The organism is Clostridium sp. (assembly GCF_051278035.1).
Lineage (GTDB): Bacteria > Bacillota > Clostridia > Clostridiales > Clostridiaceae > Clostridium_AD.
This window is the reverse complement of the sequence record NZ_JBNMNU010000223.1, coordinates 1-6,044: the sequence shown is the minus strand read 5'-3', so window position 1 is coordinate 6,044 and position 6,044 is coordinate 1. Positions and strand designations below refer to the sequence as shown.

Genomic DNA, 6,044 nt, shown 5'->3' with positions numbered 1-6,044 from the left:
TATAGGTGCAGATAATTTCCCTGGTTTCAAGAAAAACAAAATATCCTTTGTAACCAAAGTACCAGTAGGAATCGTTCTCGCAATATCACCTTTTAATTATCCTATTAATCTTTCCGCCTCTAAAATCGCCCCAGCCCTCATAGGTGGAAACAGTGTTATTCTAAAGCCTTCTACTCAAGGAGCTATTAGCTCGCTTCATCTAGTCGCACTCTTTCATAAAGCGGGTATACCAAATGGAGTATTAAACACAATAACAGGTAAAGGCTCTGAAATAGGTGATTATTTAGTAACACATAAAGATATTAATTTTATAAATTTTACAGGAAGTACGAAGGTAGGAAAACATGTAGCTAAGATTGCTGGTATGGTGCCTATGATTATGGAGCTTGGCGGCAAAGATGCTGCTATAATATTAAGCGATGCAGATATTGAAGGTGCTGCAAAAGACATTGTTACAGGTGCCTTTAGCTATTCAGGACAAAGATGCACTGCTGTTAAAAGAGTTTTAGTTATGAATGATGTTGCAGATACCCTAACGCTTGCATTAACTAAAAATATTAAACTCTTGAAAATCGGAAATCCAGAAGATTGTTGTGACATAACTCCACTCATAGATAATAGTGCTGCCGACTATATTCAAGAGCTGATTGATGATGCTATAAGCAAAGGTGCTACACTACTATGTGGAAATAAACGAGAGAAAAATTTGATTTACCCAACATTATTTGATAATGTTACTACTGATATGCGCCTGGCTTGGGAAGAACCATTTGGACCAGTACTCCCGGTAATCAGAGTTAACAGTATTGAGGAGGCTATAACCATAGCTAATAAATCTGAATATGGGCTTCAATCTTCTGTTTATACTAAAAATATAGATAACGCCTTTAATATTGCGAGTAGACTCGAGGTGGGTACCGTACAAATTAATAATAAACCAGAAAGAGGACCTGACCATTTTCCATTCTCAGGAACAAAATCTTCTGGTATGGGTACTCAAGGTATAAGATATAGTATTGAAGCTATGACTAGAATGAAATCTACAGTTCTCCTCATAAATCCATAACAATGAGGCAAATAAAAACAAATAACAAGTCAGAAGTTAAGTTACTGACTTGTTATTTGTTATAAATATACTTTTACTAAAGCTACTTTTTAGCCCATTCTTTCCTGATTTAAATTATCCTGAATTATATTTTTGACTATTTCTGCTATGTTTGCTTTTTCTTCTTTTGACATAGCATCTGTATATATAGGTTTACCTATTATAATTTTAGCACTTGCCTTTTTAACTTTCCCATTATTACCTTCCATTGCTTTATAAGTATCATAAATTGTTATTGGAACAATAGGTACTCCTGCCTTTATTGCGAGCCTCATGCTACCCTTCTTAAATTCGCCCATATTATTGCTTCTACTTCGTGTACCTTCAGGAAATATAAGCATAGAATATCCATCCTTTAAATTTTCAATACCTTCTGCAATTGCCTTTAATGCCTCTCTAGGATTTTCTCTATCCATAAGCACACAATGTATTTGCCTCATCCAGTAGCTTATTATTGGTATTTTTTCCATGTTTTTTTTAGCAATTACACCTGTGAGCCTATTAATATTACACAGTACAGCTGGTATATCAAAATTACTTTGGTGATTTCCCACAAAAACGCAAGGTTCGTTTGGTATATTTTCTTTCCCTATGACTGTTAAATTTAAGCCTGCAATTTTAAGTACAAAATTAGACCAATTTGTAACTAAGTTAGTTAAATACTCTTTTACCTCTTCCTTAGTTTTACGCTTTCTTAGGTTGTTGTATTGCTTTTTCTTGAGATTTATCCATATTAAATTAATTGTAAGACATAAATAAAAATATATAGTTCTCATATCTGTATTCCTTTCATTTTATAATTACCATTATTTTTTTAAAAATTGATATTATTTTCATATAATGGACAAAATCATTTATATACTTCAAATACTATACGGGAGATAAACTTATGAAAAAGGATTTTTTTTTGAAATATACCGCGATTTTTATTTCGTTAACCTTTGTTTTAGCTTTTGTAATTATAAATTATAAGTCTACTATAAAAACCAATATAAATTTAGAAAATAATATAATCACTCATTTTATTGATGTAGGACAGGGTGATTGTACCCTTATTCAAGTAAACCATAAAAACCTATTAATTGATAGTGGCACCAGTGATTCAAAAAAAAAGGTAATTAAGTATCTAAAAAACAATAACATCACTAAACTTGACTATGTAATTGCAACCCATCCCCATGAGGACCACATAGGCGGTATGGCAAGTATAATCAAAACCTTTATGGTTGATGAATTTTACGCTCCAAAAGTTACATTCTCCTCAGAAGCCTTTAAAAATATGATCATATCTTTAAAGCGTAAAAAACTTAAAATAAAAGTGGCTAAGTCCAATATATTTTTAGATTTAGGACCTGATACTACTTGTATTATGCTATCACCCAATAAAAAAATCTACAAAGATATTAATAATTACTCCTGCGCAGTAAGAGTATCTTACAAAAATTCAACTTATTTATTTACAGGTGATATAGAAACCATAAGTGAACAGGAAATTTTAAGTAAGGGTTATAATATAAATTCTCAAGTACTTAAAGTTGCACACCATGGTAGCAATTCATCAACTTCAATGGAATTTCTAGATGCAGTTAGCCCAAAATTTGCAGTTATAAGCTCCGGAGAAAATAATAGTTACGGTCATCCAAACAAAGAAACCATAGATAAACTCAAAAATATAAATTGTATTATCTATAGGACTGATTTAGAAAAGAATATTGTACTCATAAGCGATGGCACAAACATAGATAAATTTGAAGGAAACTAAAAAAAACTAAATTGCAAAAGATATTTATAATCTTAAATAAAACAAAAAAACTAGTCACCTAGTTCTTTTAATTTAATCCTAAAAATAAGAATGGTGGGTCTAAATGGACTCGAACCATCGACCTCACGCTTATCAGGCGTGCGCTCTAACCAGCTGAGCTATAGACCCATAATACCCTCATAATTATAATACCAATTTTTACCCATGTCAACACTCTCCTGTTCCATCACCGAACTACATCATACCCTTCTGATTTTATTAATGATAAAGGCAAAAGCATGTATGAGTGTGATAGATAGTATACACCCTACATGCTTTCGCCTTCAAAGAATGCTATAAATACTAATGTAATCGTAGTCTATACTTTAATTCCAATCTTTATCTAAAAGATCCCATATCATCTTTCCCACCCTAGATATAGTAGTTATACCATAAACATTATTAGGTAAGTTGTTAGCCATGACAGTAAAAAGAAATTTCCCCTTTGGTATCATAATTAATGCGTTATCATTTTCAACACATTCAAAGCTACCACCTTTATTGGCAATATTCTCTTGAATATCTCTCGGCATATAAAACGGGATTTTATTTTTGCGTTGTTGTTTTTTCAAAATACTTATAAGCAAATTGCTATTTTCCTCATTTAAATATTGCTTTAGATATAATAATTTAAAACACTTACTTAAGTCAAGACTAGTAGAGGTGTTTTCTAATTCATCATTGCCCAATTTAACTTTAGTTGTAATCCTTTTCAATTTTGTATTTTTAAGTCCCAAATCTTTAAACAATTCTCCTATTCGATCCATACTTAAAATTTCAATTATTTTGTTTGCTGCTGTATTGTCACTTTGCAAAAGCATTGCTGTTAATAATTCAAATAGTGAATATTCTTTACCTGAGAATTCATGTAATATACCATTTGAGCCGTGGATTTTATCACTTTCTTTAATTTTTATTTTAGATTGTAAATCTACTGTTCCATTTTGAACCTCTTTTAAAAGTACCATTGCAAGTGGTAACTTTATACATCCAGCCGATAACATTTCTTTGTTCTCATTAAAACCATAGAGATATCCACTATTTATTTCCTCAAAATAAAAACTATAAGTCCCTTCTCTTGTGTCTAAATATTTCTTTATTACTTTCATAATATAATATCCTCCTGGCTTTTCTGTTGGATAGACAACAATCATTAATTGCTGCTACCCTCCATATTTTAAAACTCTACTAACTTAGACTATTAAATCAGCACCTTGGATGCCGAAATACTATTAATCACCAAATGAAATCCCAATACTTCTAGCAACTTTAACTAATTCGCCACTCGGATTAACATTTTTAGTATCCCCTATAACATTTTCTAAGTGTGCATAAGATATTTTATTTCCCACAAGCGTAACCATATTCCCAAATTTACCTTCATTAACCAAATCAACAGCTGCCACTCCGTACCTAGTAGAAAGCATCCTATCAAAGGACGATGTTATACCACCTCTTTGTATATGCCCGAGTACTGTACATCTAATTTCATGATCCTTTACTATCTGTTCTAGTTCATAAGCCAATTTGTTTCCTACCCCGCCTAGTCTTATCGGATCTGGGCTATCTGCAACTATTTTACTAACTACAACGTCTCCACCTTTTTCTTTTGCACCTTCTGCAACAACAATAATACTAAATAATTTTCCTTCATTTTCACGTTCTTCTATTTTTTGAACTATTTTTTTAATATCAAAGCCTATTTCTGGTATTAATATTACATCAGCTGATCCTGAGATTCCGGATTCTAGTGCTATCCAACCTGCATTTCTTCCCATTACCTCGAGTATCATTATCCTATGATGTGATTCAGCTGTTGTATGAAGTCTATCAAGCGCCTCTGTAGCAACCCCAACTGCAGTATTAAATCCAAAAGTAAAGTCTGTAGCTGCTAAATCATTATCTATAGTCTTTGGAACCCCTATTACATTAACTCCTTTTCTTCCAAAATCTCTAGCGCTTGTAAGTGTACCATCTCCTCCAATAACTATTAGAGCATCCACACCCTCTTTTCTCATATTTTCAACTGCCACATCTGATACATCTTTTTTAACCATTACACCATCTTCGTAAACATTATAATCAAATAAATTATCTTTATTTGAAGAATATAATATAGTTCCACCTTTATGTTGAATTCCTGATACTGTTTCTAAAGTTAGTGGCATAGTTTCATTTATATATAATCCTCTATATCCAAATCTGTAACCGACTACTTCATAACCATAGTTTAATATTGCGTTACGAGTAACCCCTCTAATTACAGCATTAAGCCCTGGACAATCCCCACCACCAGTCAACACGCCTATTTTTTTTATTATATGCGACATATACATACCCCCAAACTCTATTTGCTATATTATACACCTTACAGTATAAAATATAAATGATACGCTGCTATTAATGAAATATTCTCAACTTTTCACAAATAGAATAGCTCAATAAAGAAAATGTAACAGAATATATCATATTCGAATCTATAATCGATAAATTCAAATATAATATCACCATACTACGTGTCATATTAACTCAAATCTTTCATCATAACTATAAAAAAGATTTTCGGCCTTTAATTAGCAGAAAATTATAACTTATAATGAGATTTTACCAAATTTAATTATAAATAGCAATACAATACCAATGATTATCCTATAGATAGCAAAAATTTTCATAGGTTTTTTCTTCAAATAAGAAATAAACTTTTCCACCACAATTAATGAAACTAAAAAGGCCGTCATGAATCCAATAAATAATGTAATAATTTCACCACTAGTAAAATCCATTCCACTTTTAACTAGTGTTAATCCTGTAGCTCCAATCATAATTGGTATGGCTAAAAAGAATGAAAACTCGGTTGCAGCAACTGTAGAGACACCACTAACCCACCCGCCCATTATAGTAGATGCAGACCTAGACATCCCTGGCCATAGTGCTAAACATTGAAAAATCCCAATTTTAAATGACTGTTTAATACTTATTTGCTCAATACTATTTGTTGTATACTTATGCCTGAATCTATTTTCTATAATAATCATTAGAATTCCACCAAGTATCAAAGCAAAAGCTACAGTAAGAGGATTAAAAAGATATTCGTTTATTTTATCATTTAGAATAAGACCAAACACTACAGCTGGTACA

General features: G+C 31.7%; 6 protein-coding genes and 1 tRNA gene. 2 read left to right on the top strand and 5 right to left on the bottom strand.

The window, feature by feature from the left end; translation table 11 throughout:
• Nucleotides 1-1,066: aldehyde dehydrogenase family protein (locus tag ACJAX4_RS21455; RefSeq protein WP_435791477.1), on the top strand; the 1,066-nt coding region annotated here is incomplete at its 5' end.
• A gap of 89 nt (nt 1,067-1,155) precedes the next feature.
• On the opposite strand, the gene ACJAX4_RS21450 is transcribed toward ACJAX4_RS21455, so the two are convergent.
• The gene (locus ACJAX4_RS21450) at nt 1,156-1,881 is read right to left on the bottom strand and encodes a lysophospholipid acyltransferase family protein (RefSeq protein WP_435791476.1); all 726 of its coding nucleotides are present in this window, start codon (nt 1,879-1,881) and stop codon (nt 1,156-1,158) included.
• Nucleotides 1,882-1,994: 113 nt separating this feature from the next.
• On the opposite strand from ACJAX4_RS21450, the gene ACJAX4_RS21445 reads away from it, so the two are divergent.
• Nucleotides 1,995-2,867, top strand: coding sequence for a ComEC/Rec2 family competence protein (locus ACJAX4_RS21445; RefSeq protein WP_435791475.1), 873 nt, complete (start codon nt 1,995-1,997; stop codon nt 2,865-2,867).
• 91 nt (nt 2,868-2,958) lie between these two features.
• On the opposite strand, the gene ACJAX4_RS21440 is transcribed toward ACJAX4_RS21445, so the two are convergent.
• From ACJAX4_RS21440 to ACJAX4_RS21425, 4 genes are all read right to left on the bottom strand, one after another.
• Nucleotides 2,959-3,035 (bottom strand) — tRNA-Ile (locus ACJAX4_RS21440).
• Between the two features lie 197 nt (nt 3,036-3,232).
• Nucleotides 3,233-4,015 (bottom strand): serine hydrolase, encoded by a 783-nt coding sequence (locus tag ACJAX4_RS21435; RefSeq protein WP_435791474.1) that lies wholly within the window; start codon nt 4,013-4,015, stop codon nt 3,233-3,235.
• 123 nt (nt 4,016-4,138) lie between these two features.
• Nucleotides 4,139-5,236, bottom strand: coding sequence for a 6-phosphofructokinase (locus ACJAX4_RS21430; RefSeq protein WP_435791473.1), 1,098 nt, complete (start codon nt 5,234-5,236; stop codon nt 4,139-4,141).
• A gap of 261 nt (nt 5,237-5,497) precedes the next feature.
• The coding region (locus tag ACJAX4_RS21425; RefSeq protein WP_435791472.1) for an undecaprenyl-diphosphate phosphatase at nt 5,498-6,044 on the bottom strand (547 nt) is incomplete at its 5' end.

Bases quoted from the DNA above. Each gene is read 5' to 3' on its own strand.
- ACJAX4_RS21445 (WP_435791475.1), top strand. From the start codon at position 1,995: ATGAAAAAGGATTTTTTTTTGAAATATACCGCGATTTTTATTTCGTTA.
- ACJAX4_RS21430 (WP_435791473.1), bottom strand. From the start codon at position 5,236: ATGTCGCATATAATAAAAAAAATAGGCGTGTTGACTGGTGGTGGGGAT.
- ACJAX4_RS21450 (WP_435791476.1), bottom strand. From the start codon at position 1,881: ATGAGAACTATATATTTTTATTTATGTCTTACAATTAATTTAATATGG.
- ACJAX4_RS21435 (WP_435791474.1), bottom strand. From the start codon at position 4,015: ATGAAAGTAATAAAGAAATATTTAGACACAAGAGAAGGGACTTATAGT.